This window comes from Nitratireductor lacus (assembly GCF_056431025.1).
On the sequence record NZ_JBWKMB010000002.1, the window covers coordinates 146,350 to 163,671 of the forward strand.

Here is a 17,322-nt window from a genome sequence, read left to right on the forward strand (position 1 = left end):
GGTTGTCTTGCGTTTCTGGTTACGCCGCATGAGCGGGCAGCCTCGAATGGCAGATCCGCTCAAGCGCTCCTGCGAGCGTCCCGCAACGGCCGTGGACCATCGGGAACGGCATGGGGAAAGTCTTCCGCTCTCCCCTTGCGGCCACTCTTGCATGGCTGAAATGAAAATTCACGCGGAATTTTGACCGTCCGGAAAAACGACTTGGGATAGTCTTGCAGTTCCCGTTTCAACCGGCGGCAGGCCTGCCTCTTTCCTGCATTCAGACAAGAACAGTCCGCTGACGCCGGTATCCGGCGATGTAGAAGACGAGGGCCAGCGCAAGGAAGACCAGCCAGCCCGGCAGGGTCAGGATCTGGATGATGAAGGGATCCCAGATGGCGGGGAGCGTGTAGCGCTGGATCGTCGCCTGTGCGAGATTGAGCGTATCGGGTGAGACGGCATACCAGCTTTCGCCGAGCGGCGTGAAGGTCAGTGCCGAAGCCGCGATGGAGCGTGTCGCATCGATCACCGCCATGACGACGGCGACTGCGAGGGCGAGAACAGCCAGTATCCGCAGGAACAGACGAAACATTCGGGCCTCACATCCGTGCCGGTGCCGGTTTCGGTCTTCAGACGACGAAACGTTCGGTGCGAGACATAGGCTCCGCTGCTGCGCTTGGCAATCACCCTACGGAAAGTTGAGCGTATGTGAGGATGGCACGCGGGAAAGTGCGGCAAATTGCAAAACTGTCACAGACTGGTCTTGGCATTCTCGATCAGATCGACTAGATGACCCTCGCGCGGCTCACAACGCCGCGCCGTGGAGAGGTGGCCGAGTGGTTGAAGGCGCACGCCTGGAACGCGTGTATACGGGAAACCGTATCGAGGGTTCGAATCCCTCTCTCTCCGCCATTTTTCAATGATTCTGCGATACAGGCTGATAGGTCTTGAAAGCCGGTAGCGGCTGATGTGGCCCCATTGCGACCATTCAAACCCATCGCGTCGAGCGTATGCTCTGAGCCCAATTCAGCAGATGTTGCGCTCTATGGGTATCGAAGCGGGCCTCAGATGTTGCTGTGGTTGGTTGATCAGACTGTCGAGCAAACCGGCCTGTAGCTGCCAGTGATCATATTCGGGAGCTGACGCTCCTACCAATCCGTTTCACCACGAAATTTGGCGACCTTTTCGAGCAAGTCTAGCCGTCGCTCGAGCCCAGTGCGAATTGCTGCGCGGTCCTGTCGTTGCGCGGGAAGCTCTAGAAATTCCCAGAGCTCGCTAGGTGATCCAAACTCAAAGCCATTGAGAATGTATCGCTCCAGGAACGGTGCCACAAACTGAAGCATCTGAAACGCCAGCGTTTCCTCGTCATCCGTCTTAATAGCGTGGCCGTGCGCCAGCAAATTGCGGCGAAGCGCCAGATGCCTACCGATTATCAAGTATTCTACGTTGTCCTCAAATATATTGGAGGCGCGACGCAACTGGTCATTGACCTTCTCGTAGCGTGTTCCCGAGATATTCTCGAAAAGCCGCCAGCCTTCAAGAAAGGATTCCTCAAGGTTGGGATTTGAAAACGCTTTGAAGTAACGTGCGGCGGCTGATTTGCACCGATCACGCCAAGGGGATTTAGAAATGCCTAGCTCAAGTTGCTTGACGCGTTTTTCCCATGCTGCCCATACTTCGGCCCTAAGAGCTTTCTGGTTCGGCCCACCAACCCATTTTTCATGCCAGAAGCCGTCGTGGGTTAATTTGCCGTTCTCAAAGTGGGTGGTTGTGTGTGGTCCGATCAAAACGTCCGAAACTGGCAATTTACCAGCAATGCGCGATGACGAGCGCCAGTACTTGCCCCCATCGGTGGCCAAGTTGACCAAGCCGAGGATTTCGTAAAGCGATTCGGACGCCCGTTCGTTTGCATCGGCTGGGCTGTTGGCCCGCACGTGGGCTAAGCAGATCGAACAATGCCGCAGGTCTTTCAACTTATCTTTCGTGAAAAAAGCTCCGTAGCGCCGGTGGGATTGCTGGTTTTCACGTTCCCGCGCAATAGTTTTGAATACACGGGTTTGGCGGGAAGGAGTGAAGTTCAAAACTACATCGCCCATCTTTCTCGTCCCCGTAAGGAATTTGGGAAGGTTCCATACGGGAAAGGCAACGCGATAACTTATTATTTCCTGATCTTGGAATTTGCAGCGCAACCGATAGGCGATTTTGCGGAATTCGTTCTCTGTGAAGTCAAGTGGTAGATCTGGTGAGAAAAGGACAGCACGAACGATCCTCGCTCGAAGTGCATCTGTTCGAACGTCGAACCCGAGGGCAGAAGTCAAGATCGAGATCCATCCGTCATGGTGACCAACGTCAGTAAGTGTGATGCGTCCGTCTTCATTTATATATCTATAATTCTTTATTTTATTGAGAAGAAAGATTATTTCTTCATTTGTGAATTCTTTTCTCCAGAATCTCATTTTTATTTAACTCTATGCTGAAGATTTAAATTATATGGCTATTGCGCGACAATTTCTTTGGAAAGAATGTCAGTCAAGGGGCGGCCTTATTCGAAGCCGGGCACGCTACACCGCGAGAACCTGGAATGTCAGATCAATCCCTGGGTGCGGACATTGGCGCAGCCGCAGCGAAGGCGGCTTTGTCCGCATAGCTGCCAGATATTGCGGTCATACGAATGACCGCTTCTCACCCCATCGCTGCCAATCGCACTCTCCTCAACTTTGAGAGCTATCGCGTAGACGCACTTCTCCATTTTATCGGCTCCAGTCCCCAGGTCCCTTCCAGCAAGAGCACTTTGCGCAACTGATTTTCACGGGCCACAGGCCCATGATGCCGCGCTGCGCCGGGCAATGCACTGGCGTTTTCACGCAGACAATCCCGCGCCTCCCAATCGACGGTCGACGGCTTCGAAACCGCTTGCGGCGCGCGCGCCATGCGTGTAGTGGCGAAACGGTGAACCACGATCAGGGAGGCGCGCAATGTTTGGCTTTATCGGTAAATCTGCGCTCGCTGTTCCGGGGATCGCAATCCTTTAAAAGATCCTGCGGCAGCGAGCATCGCGGGAGCGTATCAAGGGTGGACCTGCCCTCGATCTGCGCTCTGCAACGAAGCTCATTTTCGGTGCCCGTGTGCACCGTTGCAGGAAAATATGGAAAAGAAATCATCGCATCGGATGGCGCCTGCGTCATCCGTCACCGTGCATGTCGTCAGTCCGGAGGACCGTGCAGATCTCTGCGCGCTCCGCGTTGCCGATGAGCAGACCCGGTTTGTGGCGTCAAACGCGGATTCGCTCGAGGAAGCGGACGAGAACGACGCCTGCGTTCCCCTCGTTATCCGGGCGGGAGGGCAGCCCGTCGGGTTCGCCATGCACGCCCTCGACGAAGACGATGGCAATCGCTGGCTCTACCGTCTGATGATCGATGCCCGCTTCCAGGGGCACGGTTACGGGGCGGCGGCGCTTTCGCTCATCGTCCGCAGGCTGTCCGCGCTGCCGGACTGCCCGTTCATCATGCTGGGGGTGAAGCCCGAAAACGAGGCTGCCATCAGGCTCTATAAACGGGCGGGCTTTCGGCCAACCGGCGAAACCATTGAGGGCGAAATGGTGATGCGGCTCGACGTGTAACGTCAAGGGCCGGGGAGCCTCGCGCTCTCCGGCCCCTTCACAGAGAGGCATTGGACCGCCGCCAGGCATTGACCTGCCTGCCGGCGCGTTCAGGAAATGGCTGCGAAGATCGTGCAGCCGGATGGTCAATGGAACGAACATGATGGAAGAAGCACTGGAAAATACTGCCGAGATCACCTTCCGCCGCGTCACCTCGGCGAATGTGTCGGAGGTGTGCGAACTGAGCGAGACGCTTTCGGATCAGCAGCGCGAATTCGTTGCCGACAATGGAACATCGCTTGCCGAGGGGTTCTGCTCGGAATCGGCCTGGTTCCGCGCAATCTATGCGGATGAATGCCTTGTGGGTTTCGTGATGCTGCACGAGGGATCGGACTGGGACGACGGCATCGATTGTCCCGGGCCTTATCTCTGGCGTTTCATGATCGCCCGGCCGTTTCAGGGCCGTGGGTATGGAAGGCGGGCGATCGCCGGGGTCGCGGACCGTCTGCGCGCGCGCGGCATAAGGGAGCTCTACACGAGCTTCGGGCTCGGCGCGGGCGGCCCGCAGAAATTCTACGAGAAGCTCGGCTTCGTGCCCACGGGCGGCATGTTTGACGAAGAGGTAGAGGTGGTTCTTGCCCTTGAGAGCCCGCGCGGAGAGCGCGTGCCTTGAACACGCAACCACAACCGCGCCTCAGCCCCGCGCGGGAGGGCGGCGGTGGAGTCTCCGGCACAGCGCCGGGGGGCACTGCCGGGATCGATGAACTATACGCAAACCCGTATCTGGCATCGCTTTATGATCGACTTCAGCCGCGCCATCTGCGCGGCGACTTCGACTTCTATCTGCCGATGATCCATGAGGCGCAGTCTGTACTCGATGTGGGGTGTGGTACGGGTTCCTTGTTGCGCGAGGCACATGCGGGAGGACATGCAGGGCGCCTTTGCGGTCTTGATCCGGCCGAAAGCATGCTCAGGATCGCGAGACAATACGATGGCGTTGAATGGTTGCCCGGCGTTCTGGCTGACTGCGGTTTCAGGGAGCAGTTTGAACTGATCGTGATGACGGGTCACGCGTTTCAGGCAATCGTTGAAGATGAAGAGCTTGCCACATTCCTGCATTCCGTACGGGAGGCACTGGTTCCCGGCGGCTGTTTTGCCTTCGAAACACGCAATCCGGATGCCCGCGTCTGGGAACGGTGGGCGCAGGAAGGGCCGGACCGGCTGATCGAGCCGGATGGCAGAACCTTACAGGTCACAACCCGTGTTACGGTGCCGTTCGACGGGCGTTGCGTGACCTTCGTCGAAACATTCGAAGGGGATCATCCGGGACTGCCGGCGACAAGCTGCAGCACCCTGCGTTTCATGGAACATCACGCGCTGTGCGACCTGCTGAAACAAACAGGCTTCCGTATCAGCGAACAGTATGGCGATTTCCGGCGCAATCCGGTCGGACCGCACGCCCCCGAGATCATCACGCTTGCGAGACGATGAATGTCTCCAGGCATGCTCATGCCACGCCCCGGGGCTGTCAGGGGCTGAAGGGGCGAAGCAGCGCGAAGACCTCAGCCCCGCCCGCGATAAGGCGGGACGCCCTGATCGGCGATCCACACGCCCTTTGGCGGCTCGCCGGTCTGGTAAAACACGTCGATGGGCATGCCGCCGCGCGGATACCAGTAGCCGCCGATGCGCAGCCAGTGGGGGGCCAGAAGGTCGCACAGGCGGCGGCCTATGGAGACGGTGCAGTCTTCGTGAAACGCGCCGTGATTGCGAAACGCGCCGAGATAAAGCTTTAGCGACTTGCTCTCCACCAGCCAGCCGGCCGGCACATAATCGATCACCAGATGGGCGAAATCGGGCTGGCCCGTGAGCGGGCAGAGCGACGTGAATTCCGGCGCGGTGAAGCGCACGGCGTAGCGCACATCCTCCTGCGGGTTGGGCACGCGTTCGAGCACGGCATCTTCGGGCGATCCGGGCAGTTCGGTCCTGCCGCCCAGAAGGGTCAGATTGTCGTAGATGGTCTTGTCGGTCATTGCGGTCGCTTCCTTTCAGACGCCGCGCCGGTTGCCCCACAGGAGCACGTGGAGCTGCGGCAGGATGTGGGGGGAAAACCAGCGGTCGGCCACGGTGCGGTCCACCAGCCAGCGCATGCGCTCCAGAATGCCCTCCATGTCGATGGCGGCATCCTCGGCTTCGGGTGGCGGCGGGGTGTGGTTGCCCGGCTGGAGGTAGAGGGGCAGGGCGGGGTAGCGCTCAGCCGCATCCTTCGCCCAGCGATAATCGGCCTCGTCGAAGATGACGATCTTCATCACCGTGGATGCAGATCCGGCGGCGGTGACGCAGGCGTCGAAACGCTCCCAGTCCACCGTCTCGCCGGAGGAGGGGGGCTTGGGGCTCAGAACCAGCATGTCGAGCTTTGCGAACCAGTCACGGGCGATGGAGCCCTGCGTTTCAAGCGCGAAACGATAGCCCTCGGCGCGGCCCGCATCGATCAGCTCTTCGACGGGCTGGATCGCCGGGTTGCCGCCGGACAGCGAGACCATGACCGGCGCGCCGCCGGAGAGCTCCCTTATGCGCTCAAGCACGTCCTGGCTCCGCATGGGCACCCAGTCATGGCGATAGGCATTGTCGACGGCGTGCAGGCTGTCGCACCAGCGGCAGCGATAGTCGCAGCCGCCGGCGCGCACAAACACGGTCGGCATGCCGATCAGCGCGCCTTCGCCCTGGATCGTGGGGCCGAAAATCTCGGCAATGCGCAGCGTGCTCATGGCCGGTATTCCGCCCAGGTCTTGGGCGTCTCGCTCACGCGCACCGCCGACACCTCGCTCCAGCGCGTCCGGCACCAGTCGAAAAGCGCCTTGGCCAGAAACTCGGCGGTGACGCCGTCATGGCCGAACACCTCGTTCAGATGCCGATGGTCGAGCGTGTCGTCGATATGGTCTTTAAGGGGCTTGAGCTCGCGGTAGTCGCGCACGAAGCCGTGATTGTCGAGCCGCTCCCCGGCCAGTTCCACCACGACGATGTAATTGTGCCCGTGCAGCCGCGCGCAGGGGTGGTCGTCGGGCAGGTTCGCCAGGCGGTGCGAGGCGGAGAAGTGAAACTCCTTGCTGACCCTATACATGCTCTGCCTCCCCGGCGGTCTGCCCGGTGGCGGCAAGCCAGAAGTCCGGATCGTCATAGATGGTGGGGTCGGCGACACCGGCCTCATGAAAAGCCTCGCGCCGCTCCACGCAGGTGCCGCAGCGCCCGCAATGGTTTTCGCCGCCCCTGTAGCAGGACCAGGTTTCGGCAAACGGCGTATCGACGCGCGCGCCCTCGCGCACGATGTCGCCCTTGGTGCCGTTCACGAAGGGCGTGTAGAGGCTGACCGCGCCCATGCCTTCGAGCGCAGCATCCTGCATCGCCTGAAACGCATCGATGAAGCCCGGCCGGCAATCGGGATAGATGAAGTGATCGCCGCCATGAACGGCGGCGGCGACGGCATCGGCCCCGCGCGCTGCGGCAATGCCGAAGGCGATGGCGAGCATGATGGCGTTGCGGTTGGGCACCACCGTCACGCGCATGGTCTCCTCGGCATAGTGCCCGTCCGGCACGTCTATGGCGTCGGTGAGGGCGGAGCCTGAGAGATGCCGGCCTATGGCGGAGATGTCGAGAAGGTCGTGAGGGACGCCGAGCCGGGCGGCTGCCCTTGCCGCGAAATCCAGCTCCTTGCGATGTCTCTGGCCGTAATCGAAGGAGATCAGGCCAATAAGGTTTTGTTCCCGTGCCACCTTGTGGGCAAGGGAAACGGAATCGAGTCCGCCTGAGCAGACGACGAGCGTTTTCATGATCGGGTTCCTTGTTTTAATGACCGGGTAGGCTGCGACCGGTGCCGGAATTCTCCGGCGGCTGGAGGCGTATCAGACCTTCAGCCCAAAGAAAAGCGGCGATCGGTTTCCCGACCGCCGCCTGGCTTTGTGAGCCTCTATCCGCGCAGCTGCGCGGTGCGCGGCATGTCGGAGAGGATCTCCGCACCGTCGGCGCGCATGATGACGATCTCCTCCAGCCTGAGGCCGAACTTGCCGGGCAGGTAGATGCCGGGCTCGATGGAGAAAACCATGCCTTCGTCGAGAACGGTCTCGGAGGTGGCGGTCATGTAGGGCGGCTCGTGAATGTCGATGCCGAGCCCGTGGCCGGTGCGGTGGGGGAAAAAGTCACCATAACCCGCCTCGGTGATCACGTCGCGCGCGGCCTTGTCGATGGCCTTGGCCGAAACGCCGGGTTTCGCCGCATTCAGCGCCGCGGCAACCGCCTGCTCGACGATGGCGTAGACCTTCTCAAACTCCGCATCGGGCTTTCCGTAATAGCCAACGCGCGTCATGTCGGAGGGGTAGCCGTCCAGCCGACCGCCGGTGTCGATCAGCACCGCGTCGCCTTCCTTCAGCTTCGTGTCGCCGGTGTGGTGATGCGGGAATGCGCCATTGCCGCCAAAGCACACGCTGGTGAAGACCGGCACCGCACCCGCCGCCTTGTAGACGTCGCGGATGGCTGCCGCCACTTCCAGCTCGGTGATACCCGGCTTCAGCGCATCGAAGCCGGCCATGGCGGCCTTGTCGTTGAGCACCGCGCTCGCCTTCAGGCGCTTGTACTCGTCTTCGTCCTTGCGGGCGCGCAGATGGCCCACCGTGTCGTCGGTGAAGCGGCGCTTCGCGCCCGGCAGCGCGTCGAGCAGAAGCAGCGCGAAATCGGCGCGCATCGTCTCGTCGATCACGACGCTGGGAGCCGCCGGCAGGTTCGATGCCTTCAAAAGCGCGGCAAGGGCGGCGTCCGGGCCGTCATCGTCGCGCCAGGGGAAGAAGGGCAGGTCGGTCTTCTGGCGCGAGCTGTCGACATTGAGCGCGGGCATCAGGAAGCCGGCATGATCCTTCGAGATCAGAAGCATGACGGGGCGTTCGTCGCCATGCGGGTCGAGACCGGCAAGGTAGACCATGTGGCTCGACGGGCCGATGGCGACGAGATCGGTGCCGGTTTCGCGCATGCGCTCGCGCAGGGCCTCAAGCCGCCGGTTGGAGGTGGTGGACATGGACAAACTCCAGAAATGAGAGAGGCGCTTTGAAAAGAAAAGAGGCCGCCACGACTGGCGGGGCGGCCTCGAATGGTGTGGCGTTCGTCAGTCTTTCGTGACGAGCCGGTAATAGACGAAGTCGGAGGTGGCGCCGTTGACGTAGCCGTTCACCTTCTTGTCCATCGCCACCTGATAGGCAGCCTGGAACATGATGACGATCGGCGATTTGGCCTGCACCTCCTTCTGCAGCTCGACATACATCGCGTTGCGCTTGTCGGCGTCGGATTCGGCCAGAGCCGCAGCGGTCTTGTCGTTCATTTCCGTCGGCACGGCCCAGGCGTTCCGCCATGTGGTGGTGGCCTGGTAGTTGTCGTCGGAATTGTCGCGGTTATAGGCGAAGGCTTTCGCGTTGGAGTGCGGATCCATGAAATCCGGGCCCCAGTAGAGCAGCATCGCCTCGTGGCTGCGCTCACGGTACTTGGTGATGACCTGCGAGCCCGTGCCGGGGATGATGTCGAAATTGATGCCGGCTTCCGCAAAGCTCGCCTGCAGCGACTGCGCCATGTCGGTGAATGGCGTCGAGTTGATGACGTCGAGCGTCACGTTGATCGGCGTTTCCACCCCGGCATCGGCAAGGATCTGCTTCGCTTTCTCCGGGTCATAGGTGTAGGGCGTCTCGTCATAGGAACCGGGGAAGCCTTTCGGCCAGAAGGCCTGATGGATTTCCATCTGTCCCTTGAGGAAGCTTTCGGTCATGCCCTCGTAGTTGACGAGGTAGCGTGCGGCCTCCCAGACCGCTTCGGGCTGCAGAGCTTCCGTCTTCTGGTTGAAGGAGACGAAATGCACGGCGGCCTGCGGATAGGTCTCGACCTTGATGTTGTCGGCGCTGATGCCGTTGATCTGGTCCGGCGTCAGGTTGCGGGCCATGTCCACATCGCCTGACTGGAGCAGAAGCTGCTGGGTCGCCGCTTCCGCCACGTGACGGATGATGACGTTCTCGACCTTCGGCGCACCCTTGAAGTAGTCGGCATTGGCGCCCATGCGCACCAGCTCGCCGGGGCGATAGGCCGTCAGTTTGAACGGGCCGGAACCGGCGGAGTTGGCGTTGAGCCACTTGTTGCCCATATCGCCATTTTCTTCATGCTCCATCACCGTCTTTTCATCGACGATGGAAGCCGGGCGGGCGGCCAGAACGTTGAGCACGAAGGCAGGCGAGAAGTCGCCCTCATATTTCACGACAACCTTGTTGCCGTCGACGGTGACCATCTGGTCCACATTCTCCGCCGTCCAGCCGAGCTGGGCGAGGATGAAGGCCGGGGTCAGGTTGAGCTTGATGACGCGGGCAAAGGAAAACGCCACGTCTTCCGCGCGCACCGGGTTGCCCGAGTGGAAGGTCGCGCCGTCGCGCATGGTGAAGGTGATGGTCTTTGCTTCCGCATCGGCTTCCCACTCGGCTGCAAGGCCGGGTGCGAGCACCGTCGGGTCCTCGGCGTCGTACTGCACGAGGCGGTCATAGATGTTGGTGACCAGCTCGCCCGACGAGAACTCGTAGGCCTGAGCGGGATCGATGGCGACGATGTCGTCGATGTTCTGCGCGACGACCAGCACATTGTCCGGCGTGGCAGCGAGCGCATGCTGCGAAAGCGGCATGGTGAGGGCGGCGGCAAGGAGCGCCGTCTTGAAGAGCTTCATCATGTTCTCCTCCTTTTTGGATCAGGAATTGCTCTTGGTTTTTCTTGGTGGTTTGCCGGAGGCCTTGTCCGGCGAAACCAGTTCGATGCGATTGCTCGCCTGGCCATTGGCGCCGAACACGGTCAGCGTGCCGGTCCACAAAAGGCGGGCCGGTATATCGGTGGTGTTCTTCCAGGCATGCGGAGTGTTGCCGCGATAGTGCAGGCTGTCGCCGGCCTTCATCACCATTTCCTCGCCGTCGAGATACTGGGTGATGGTGCCTTCGAGAATGTAGATCAGCTCTTCGCCTTCATGGCTCACCGTCTCCGAGGAATAGCCGGGCGGCACTGTCAGCACGAAGGAGGATAGTTGGCTTCCGGGAAACTCCGTCCCGAGCCGCTCATAGATGATCGAGGAGCCGGCAATTGAAAATTGCTGGCGGCTTTCAGCCCGCGTCAGCCCGTCCTCGGCGCGGGGCTGGGCGACGAAATAATCGAGCCCCACACCCAGCGCGCGGGCAATGCCGGCAAGCGAACCGAGCGTCGGCGTGGCGTTGTCGCGCTCCACCTGGCTCAGATAGCCCACCGAGAGGCCGGACGCCTCTCCCAGTTGCTGCAGGGTGAGGCCGAGCTGCTTTCGGCGGGCGCGTATCAGCACACCGATTCGGGTGTCGACATCGGGTGTGGCGCGGGCCGGCTGCGTGCTCAAAGATTTTTCCCCCACAAAAATTTTTTTGATGTAACCAGATTTTTTTGTATGATCCAAGCTCTTTTTTGAAGGTTTTGCAGGGCGCGAGACGGGCTTTTGCGCCGCAAAACTGCATGAAAACAGAATGTTGACTTCCTGGTGGTGCGCGCGCCGGCTTGCAGGTCAGCCAGGGGAGAGGGGGCGCGTTTGGGGCATCCATTCAACGAAGCAGCGGCCAGAGAGCGAACAAGCCATGGCGTTTGAACCATCCACCGGGGCTGCCAGCGCACGCATGGGCATGCTGGCCGGCCGTGCCTTCGAGGGCGTTGCGAGCGTTCTGCGTTTCGTCGTCGTCGTCGCTGGCACATTTCTCGGCCTTCTGGCCATCACCTTCTTCATCGGTCGTGTCGTGCCGATCGATCCCGTGCTCTCGGTTGTTGGCGACCGGGCGACACAGGAGGTCTATGAGGCAGCGCGTCAGGCCATGGGCCTCGACCGACCGCTCATCGTGCAGTTCTTCGCCTATGTGGGCGACGTTCTGACGGGCGATCTCGGCATGTCGATCTCCACCGGACGTCCGGTGGTCGACGATCTGGCGCGCGTCTTCCCCGCGACGCTGGAAATGGCCACTATCGGCATCATCATCGGTGTCGTGCTGGGCGTGCCCATGGGCGTTGTCGCCGCCACGCATCAGGGCAGCTGGATCGACCAGGTGATCCGCGTGCTCGGCCTGCTCGGCTATTCGGTGCCCGCCTTCTGGCTCGGCCTTGTCGGTCTGGCGATCTTCTATGCGGGGCTTGGCTGGGTTGCCGGTCCGGGCCGCGTCGATATCTTCTATGACGGTCTGCTCGATCCCGTGACCGGGCTTTATCTCATCGACAGCGTGATCGCCGGCGAGTGGGATATCTTCTGGAACGCGCTCGACCATCTGATGCTGCCGGCATCGATCCTCGGCTTCTTCTCTTTGGCCTATATCGCCCGCATGACGCGCTCCTTCATGCTCGACCAGCTCGGACAGGAGTACGTCACCACGGCGCGTGTGAAGGGCGTATCGGAGCGCCGTGTCATCTGGCGGCATGCGTTCTATCCGATCCGCATTCAGCTCATCACCGTGATCGGCCTGTCCTATGCAGCACTTCTGGAAGGTTCGGTGATGATCGAGACCGTGTTCTCATGGCCGGGCATCGGTAATTATCTCACGACCGCGCTTCTCACCGCCGACATGAACGCCGTTCTCGGCGCGACGCTGGTGATTGGCGCTGTCTTCATCATGATCAACAAGATTTCCGATGTGCTTTACCGCATCCTCGACCCGAGGGCACGCCGATGATTGACTGGCTTCTCGACGATTCGCCCGCCTCGCGCCTGCAGGCCAATCTGGGCCGCGCATGGCGCGTCTGGACCGCACTGTTACGCAATCCGCTCGCCGTTGTCGGCGCGCTGATCGTGCTGGTGCTGGTCGTCATGGCGGTCTTCGCACCGCTGATCGCGCCCTACTCCCCCGTTGGGCAGGATCTCGCAAACCGCCTCATGCCGCCCTCCGCCGAACACTGGATGGGCACGGATGAGCTTGGCCGCGATATCTATTCGCGCGTCGTCTACGGTGCGCGCATCACGCTTCTGATCGTCACCATGGTGGCCGTCATCGCCGCCCCCATCGGCCTCGTGGTCGGTGCGGTGTCCGGCTATTTCGGCGGCTGGGTCGACCGCGTCCTGATGGGCGTGACCGACATCTTCCTGTCGATGCCGAAGCTCATTCTGGCGCTTGCCTTTGTGGCAGCACTGGGGCCCGGCATCGAAAACGCCATCATCGCCATCGCCATCACCGCATGGCCGGTCTATGCGCGCATCGCTCGCGCCGAGACGATCACCTTCCGGGATTCGGAATTCATCTCGGCGGTCAGGCTGCAGGGTGCTTCGGCAACGCGGGTCATCCTGCGTCACGTGCTGCCGCTCTGCGCGTCCTCGACCATCGTGCGCGTCACACTCGACATGGCGGGCATCATCCTCACCGCCGCCGGCCTCGGCTTCCTTGGCCTCGGCGCGCAGCCGCCTTTGCCTGAATGGGGCGCGATGATCTCGCGCGGGCGAAACTTCATCCTCGATCAGTGGTGGGTCGCCACCATGCCGGGCTTTGCGATCATTCTCGTCAGCCTCGGCTTCTGCTTCCTGGGCGATGGCCTGCGTGACGTGCTCGATCCCAAGCAGGGAGAAAAGCAATGAGTGCACCGCTGCTTGAAATCGAAAACCTGACCGTCACTTTCCCCACATCCCGCGGACCGGTCGACGTGGTGAAGGGCATTTCATTCTCGCTTGGCCGTGAGCGTCTGGGCATCGTCGGCGAATCCGGTTCCGGCAAGTCGATGACGGGCCGGTCCATCCTGCGGCTCATTCGCAAGCCGGGCCGCGTGACGGCGGACCGGATGACCTTCGATGGCATCGACCTTCTGTCGCAGAGCGAACGGCAGATGCGCGAGCTTCGCGGCGCGCGCATCTCCATGGTGATGCAGGACCCGAAATTCTCGCTGAACCCGGTGATGACCATCGGCGAGCAGATCGGTGAGGCGCTGCTCACCCACAAAAAGCTGCCGCGCGGCGAGCTGAAGGCGCGGGTGCTTTCCATGCTGGAAGCCGTGCGCATCAACGAGCCGGAGCGGGTGGCCAACCTCTATCCGCACGAGGTTTCGGGCGGCATGGGCCAGCGCGTCATGATCGCCATGATGCTGATCCCGGAGCCCGACCTTCTGATCGCTGACGAGCCGACTTCGGCGCTCGACGTTTCGGTGCAGGCGCAGGTGCTCGACATCATCGACGATCTGGTGACCGGCAAGGGCATGGGGCTGATCCTCATCAGCCACGATCTGAACCTCGTCTCGCGCTATTGCGACCGCATCCTCGTGATGAACAGCGGCGAGATCGTTGAAACCTGCAAGGCCAGCGATCTCAACAAGGCGACGCACCCCTACACGAAGGGGCTTCTTGCGGCCATGCCGCGCATGGACGAGGACCGCGACGAACTGCCGGTGCTCGACCGCAGCACCTGGACCACGGGAGCGGGCACATGAAGAACGCCGCCATTCATCTCGAAAACCTGTCGATCAGCTACGGCAAGACGCCGGTGGTGTTCGATGTCGATTTCTCGGTGGCCGAGGGCGAGAGCTTTGCGCTGGTGGGCGAGTCGGGCTCCGGAAAATCAACCATCCTGCGCGCGATCAGCGGCCTTGCACCCGACTGGACCGGCAGGATCTCCGTGCTCGGAAAGCCGCGCGGCCATGCGCCGGACCGGGCGTTCGCGAAAGTCTGCCAGATGGTGTTTCAGGATCCGTACGGATCGCTGCACCCGCGCAAGACGGTGGACGACTGCCTGGCCGAGCCGCTTGCCGTGCACGGCATCGGCGGACGCGACACGCGGGTGAAGGACATGCTCGACGCGGTCGGTCTCGACCAGCGTTTCCGCTTCCGCTTTCCGCACCAGCTTTCGGGCGGCCAGCGGCAGCGCGTGGCGATTGCCCGTGCGCTGATGCTGGAGCCGCGCGTGATGCTGCTCGACGAGCCCACCTCGGCGCTCGACGTGTCGGTGCAGGCGGAAATCCTCAACCTCCTGAAGAAGCTTCGCCGCGAGCAGGGGCTCACCTATCTGATGGTGACCCACAATCTGCCCGTGGTCTCCTTCCTCTGCGACCGGATGGCGGTCATGCGGCATGGCCGCGTTGTCGAGATCGCAGAGGTGGATGCGCTGAAGACGGGCCGGCTTGCCGATCCCTATTCGCGCGAACTCTACGCCGCCAGTGGCGGCACGCTCCAACCCGCATAACAGAGACTGAAAATGACCGACTACACCGGCCCGCTGGCCGAATTCGACCGTGCGCTTTCACGCGCCACGACCCCGGATGCACCCTTCGATGCGCTGCTGGAGCTGACGCGTGCCGTGGTCGGCACGAAGCTGTTCACCTTCATGACGGCAGACATGAAGACGGAAACGGCAAGCCGTTCCTACACCTCGCATCCGGAAGAATATCCCGTTTCAGGCACCAAGCCGATCCACTATGACCGCTGGTTCGAGACGGTGCACAAAAAGCGCGAATGCTTCGTCGCCAACACGCTGGCCGACATCGACACCGTGTTCCCCGACGCCACGCTGATCGGCAAGCTCGGCTGCGGTTCGGTCATCAACCTTCCGGTGGTGCTTGGCGACACGCTGGTGGGCACCGTCAACATGCTCGATGTCGAGCATCACTACACGCCCGAGCGCGTGGCGCTTGCGAAGGCCTGGCTCTCGGTGCCGGCAAAGGCAGCGTATCTCGCCAGCCGCCAGCTGCAGGGCTGACACTGTTTCCGCCCTCATGGTCAGCCTTTCGGACCATGAGGGCGGAATTTCTTTACGACACCGTGCGGTGTGAAACGGGCATCAGATCCTGGATCGCCCGGAAACGATCAAAGTCCTTGCGCTCGCTTGCCGACCACGCCGTCTCGGCCATGGCGGAGATGCGCGGATAGACCAGATGCGCGAAGAGGCCGGGCGTCGCCAGGTTCTCCGACCAGAGGCAAGTCTGCACACCGGCGAGCTGATCTTTCAGCGCATCCGGCCAGTCGCCGCCCGGCTCATAGTCATAGGCGTCGCGCAGCGTCACGGTTCCGGCCCAGCTTGCGCCGGGTTCCCACCAGTCCGTCGAACGGGCAATGTCGAGATAGTAGCGCTCGGCAGGGGCCAGCACGACCTGATAGCCCTGTTCGGCCAGAGCGCGGCCGCTCTTCGATTCCTTCCATGCGACAAGCAGTGCGCCGTCCACATCGAGTCCGCCGCCAAGCGCACCCTCTTCCCACACGGCGATGTCGCGACCGCGCTCGCGCAGCATCTCCTGAACGCGCTTCAGGAAATAGGACTGCAGCGAGAAGGTCTCGACCTTGCCGAACAGTTTTTCGCCCAGCGCGCGGGCCTTTGGGGATTCCAGCCATGCGCCCTCGGCCACTTCGTCCGCGCCGGCGTGGATGTAGCGCGCCGGGAAGATGTCCACGAGCGTGTCGAATACATCGCCGAGGAAGGTCCAGGTGGCGTCGACCGCGGGATTGAGCGCATTGTTCGGAAAATACTGCACCGAGCGATAGTAGATGCGGTTTTCACCTGGATCGCAGAGCTGGGGCAGCGCGCGCAGCACGCAGTAGCAATGGCCGGGAATATCGATCTCGGGAATGATCTCGATGCCAAGCCCTGCGCCATGGGCGACCAGCGCGCGCATGTCGTCGCCGGTGTAGAAGCCGCCGGAGCGTTCTGCCGGCGTGCCGAGAAGCGGCGGCAGGATTTCGTTGCCGCCGCGAAACGCGGTGCGCGCCGTCAGCGCGGGCCAGCCCGGAATCTCAAGACGCCACGCCTCGTCATCGTTCAGATGAATGTGGAAATGGTTCAGCTTGTTCCAGGCGAGGCAGTCGAGGAAATCGACCAGATCCTGCATGACATAGAACTGGCGGGCGACATCGAGATGCGCGCCGCGCCAGCCGAAACGCGGCCTGTCGCTGATCGCGCCGCTGGCCGGCAGGGTGAACTCGTCCGGACGTTGGCGCGCGCCGCGCAGCATCTGTCCCAGCGTGATGAGGCCATGGCGGAAACCGTTTTCATCACCGGCGCTGAGCGCGCTCTCTTTTTCACCGAATGTGATCGCATAGGCGCCATCGCCCAGATCGGGATCGTCCGTTGCCGTCACCACATGGCCGGCACCGTGGCCGAAGAGCGGTTCCTCATCGGCGAAGAGACGGCCTGCAAGCGCACGAACCGCCGAAAAGGCTTTCTGCGCATTCAGCGTGGCCTCGCGCGCAAGAACGAATGGCGCTTCCGTGTCGCGCCGGCCATCCACCTGCACATCCAGCGGTGCGGGAATGACGGAAATGGGGGCCGCCCCTTCCGGCAGCGCGGTCGGCTCGAGCTTTTCCCAGTTCGGCTCGCCGGGAACGCCATTCAGCGTCATCGGTTCGATGTCCACGGGGCAGGTGGTTCCGTCCTTCAGGATCAGATGCGCACTCTTGGGGCCATAGGTGTAGTGGCGCAGCACATGGCTCAGCCGGTCTGCTCGAATGACCCAGCTTTCGCCCGGCGAAAGCACTGCGCCGCTCGGCTGGAGGAACACGTGGTAGTTGGAAAGCTGGTCGGCAAGCGTCGCCCCCTCGATCTCGCAGTCGGGATGAATGCGGAAGAGCGAGGTGGTGGCGAGCTGTGCGCCGCTGATGGGCGCGCCTTCGGTCATTTCGAGCTTCAGCTCGATCACGCGGCGCTCTGCGTCCCAATTGGTCCGCAGGCGGCAGGCATGGCTGTTCGGCATCGGTGTTCCTCCCGAAAAAAGAATGCTTGGATTGA

General features: G+C 61.9%; 18 protein-coding genes and 1 tRNA gene. 9 read left to right on the top strand and 10 right to left on the bottom strand.

Annotated features, from left to right (window positions below; genetic code table 11):
• Positions 1 to 259: 259 nt before the first annotated feature.
• The gene (locus AC07E3_RS02480; protein ID WP_025029870.1) at positions 260 to 571 is read right to left on the bottom strand and encodes a hypothetical protein; all 312 of its coding nucleotides are present in this window, start codon (positions 569 to 571) and stop codon (positions 260 to 262) included.
• Between the two features lie 230 nt (positions 572 to 801).
• Here AC07E3_RS02480 and AC07E3_RS02485 point away from each other — a divergent pair.
• Positions 802 to 891 (top strand) — tRNA-Ser (locus AC07E3_RS02485).
• 236 nt (positions 892 to 1,127) lie between these two features.
• Here the strand turns inward: AC07E3_RS02485 and AC07E3_RS02490 are convergent.
• Complete coding sequence (locus tag AC07E3_RS02490) at positions 1,128 to 2,435, bottom strand: hypothetical protein (protein ID WP_478360199.1); 1,308 nt, start codon at positions 2,433 to 2,435, stop codon at positions 1,128 to 1,130.
• Positions 2,436 to 3,124: 689 nt separating this feature from the next.
• On the opposite strand from AC07E3_RS02490, the gene AC07E3_RS02495 reads away from it, so the two are divergent.
• The 3 genes from AC07E3_RS02495 to AC07E3_RS02505 all read left to right on the top strand — a co-directional run bounded on the left by AC07E3_RS02495 (position 3,125) and on the right by AC07E3_RS02505 (position 5,068).
• A complete protein-coding gene (locus tag AC07E3_RS02495) occupies positions 3,125 to 3,598 on the top strand; it encodes a GNAT family N-acetyltransferase (protein WP_007008695.1) in 474 nt (157 codons plus the stop codon).
• A 139-nt stretch (positions 3,599 to 3,737) separates the two neighbouring features.
• The gene (locus AC07E3_RS02500; RefSeq protein ID WP_336071791.1) at positions 3,738 to 4,250 is read left to right on the top strand and encodes a GNAT family N-acetyltransferase; all 513 of its coding nucleotides are present in this window, start codon (positions 3,738 to 3,740) and stop codon (positions 4,248 to 4,250) included.
• Positions 4,247 to 5,068, top strand: coding sequence for a class I SAM-dependent methyltransferase (locus tag AC07E3_RS02505; RefSeq protein WP_336071793.1), 822 nt, complete (start codon positions 4,247 to 4,249; stop codon positions 5,066 to 5,068). Before AC07E3_RS02500 ends, AC07E3_RS02505 begins: the two co-directional genes overlap by 4 nt.
• A gap of 71 nt (positions 5,069 to 5,139) precedes the next feature.
• Here the strand turns inward: AC07E3_RS02505 and queF are convergent, their stop codons facing one another.
• The 7 genes from queF to AC07E3_RS02540 form a co-directional block, all read right to left on the bottom strand.
• Positions 5,140 to 5,607 (bottom strand): preQ(1) synthase, encoded by a 468-nt coding sequence (gene queF, locus AC07E3_RS02510; RefSeq protein ID WP_478360200.1) that lies wholly within the window; start codon positions 5,605 to 5,607, stop codon positions 5,140 to 5,142.
• A gap of 15 nt (positions 5,608 to 5,622) precedes the next feature.
• Complete coding sequence (gene queE, locus AC07E3_RS02515; protein WP_478360201.1) at positions 5,623 to 6,342, bottom strand: 7-carboxy-7-deazaguanine synthase QueE; 720 nt, start codon at positions 6,340 to 6,342, stop codon at positions 5,623 to 5,625.
• Positions 6,339 to 6,695: a 6-carboxytetrahydropterin synthase QueD gene (gene queD / locus AC07E3_RS02520; RefSeq protein WP_336071796.1), complete on the bottom strand. Its 357-nt coding sequence runs from the start codon at positions 6,693 to 6,695 to the stop codon at positions 6,339 to 6,341. Before queD ends, queE begins: the two co-directional genes overlap by 4 nt.
• Positions 6,688 to 7,401, bottom strand: a complete 714-nt coding sequence (gene queC / locus AC07E3_RS02525) for a 7-cyano-7-deazaguanine synthase QueC (protein ID WP_478360202.1) — start codon at positions 7,399 to 7,401, stop codon at positions 6,688 to 6,690. The genes queD and queC overlap by 8 nt, the downstream gene beginning before the upstream one ends.
• A gap of 137 nt (positions 7,402 to 7,538) precedes the next feature.
• Complete coding sequence (locus tag AC07E3_RS02530) at positions 7,539 to 8,636, bottom strand: M24 family metallopeptidase (RefSeq protein WP_478360203.1); 1,098 nt, start codon at positions 8,634 to 8,636, stop codon at positions 7,539 to 7,541.
• 87 nt (positions 8,637 to 8,723) lie between these two features.
• Complete coding sequence (locus AC07E3_RS02535; protein ID WP_478360268.1) at positions 8,724 to 10,310, bottom strand: ABC transporter substrate-binding protein; 1,587 nt, start codon at positions 10,308 to 10,310, stop codon at positions 8,724 to 8,726.
• Positions 10,311 to 10,331: 21 nt separating this feature from the next.
• A complete protein-coding gene (locus tag AC07E3_RS02540) occupies positions 10,332 to 10,997 on the bottom strand; it encodes a helix-turn-helix domain-containing protein (protein ID WP_478360204.1) in 666 nt (221 codons plus the stop codon).
• Between the two features lie 277 nt (positions 10,998 to 11,274).
• Between AC07E3_RS02540 and AC07E3_RS02545 the strand changes: the two genes are divergently transcribed.
• The 5 genes from AC07E3_RS02545 to AC07E3_RS02565 are packed head-to-tail and all read left to right on the top strand — an operon-like array spanning position 11,275 to position 15,303.
• Complete coding sequence (locus tag AC07E3_RS02545) at positions 11,275 to 12,306, top strand: ABC transporter permease (protein ID WP_478360269.1); 1,032 nt, start codon at positions 11,275 to 11,277, stop codon at positions 12,304 to 12,306.
• Positions 12,303 to 13,199 (top strand): ABC transporter permease, encoded by an 897-nt coding sequence (locus tag AC07E3_RS02550; protein WP_478360205.1) that lies wholly within the window; start codon positions 12,303 to 12,305, stop codon positions 13,197 to 13,199. Before AC07E3_RS02545 ends, AC07E3_RS02550 begins: the two co-directional genes overlap by 4 nt.
• Positions 13,196 to 14,041, top strand: a complete 846-nt coding sequence (locus tag AC07E3_RS02555) for an ABC transporter ATP-binding protein (RefSeq protein ID WP_478360206.1) — start codon at positions 13,196 to 13,198, stop codon at positions 14,039 to 14,041. Before AC07E3_RS02550 ends, AC07E3_RS02555 begins: the two co-directional genes overlap by 4 nt.
• On the top strand, positions 14,038 to 14,790 hold the full coding sequence (locus AC07E3_RS02560; protein ID WP_478360207.1) for an ABC transporter ATP-binding protein: 753 nt from the start codon (positions 14,038 to 14,040) through the stop codon (positions 14,788 to 14,790). The genes AC07E3_RS02555 and AC07E3_RS02560 overlap by 4 nt, the downstream gene beginning before the upstream one ends.
• A 12-nt stretch (positions 14,791 to 14,802) precedes the next feature.
• Positions 14,803 to 15,303, top strand: coding sequence for a GAF domain-containing protein (locus AC07E3_RS02565; RefSeq protein ID WP_478360208.1), 501 nt, complete (start codon positions 14,803 to 14,805; stop codon positions 15,301 to 15,303).
• A 52-nt stretch (positions 15,304 to 15,355) separates the two neighbouring features.
• Here the strand turns inward: AC07E3_RS02565 and AC07E3_RS02570 are convergent, their stop codons facing one another.
• On the bottom strand, positions 15,356 to 17,287 hold the full coding sequence (locus AC07E3_RS02570) for a beta-N-acetylhexosaminidase (RefSeq protein WP_478360209.1): 1,932 nt from the start codon (positions 17,285 to 17,287) through the stop codon (positions 15,356 to 15,358).
• Positions 17,288 to 17,322: the final 35 nt, after the last annotated feature.